The following is a 436-nucleotide window of genomic DNA, read 5'->3' as shown; positions in this document are numbered from 1 at the left end:
GGATTCGGTATCCGAGGGCCCCACAACCCCGCCCGGACAAGCCAGACGGTTTAGGCTCTTCCCCTTTCGCTCGCCGCTACTCAGGGAGTCGCTTTCGCTTTCCTCTCCTCTGGGTACTGAGATGTTTCAGTTCCCCAGGTTCCCCCCGCCCTAAAGGGCGGTGACCCGTGTTCCCACGGGCCGGGTTCCCCCATTCGGACATCCAGGGATCAACGCCCGCTACCGGCTCCCCCTGGCTTATCGCAGGTAGCCACGTCCTTCATCGGCTCGGGTGCCAAGGCATCCACCGTGGGCCCTTAGCATCTTGACCCTCAAAGACCACGCTCCACACGTGGCCCTGGGCTCCTATCCATCCACCCCAGCTTTCAAGATCCCCCGCCACCATCCAGGCAGCGCAAAGAAAAAACTACCAGACCAAAGCACCTGTGTCAAGGGG

1 rRNA gene is annotated in these 436 nt (G+C 61.9%); it reads right to left on the bottom strand.

The annotated features are described in order from the left end of the window. Positions 1-310 (bottom strand): 23S ribosomal RNA (locus ACYQ0J_RS09950); the annotation flags it as partial. Positions 311-436 lie beyond the last annotated feature (126 nt).

This window comes from Thermus sp. FJN-A, from assembly GCF_054655095.1.
The sequence above is the reverse complement of the archived record's forward strand: the minus strand, read 5'-3'. Positions and strand labels throughout refer to the sequence as shown.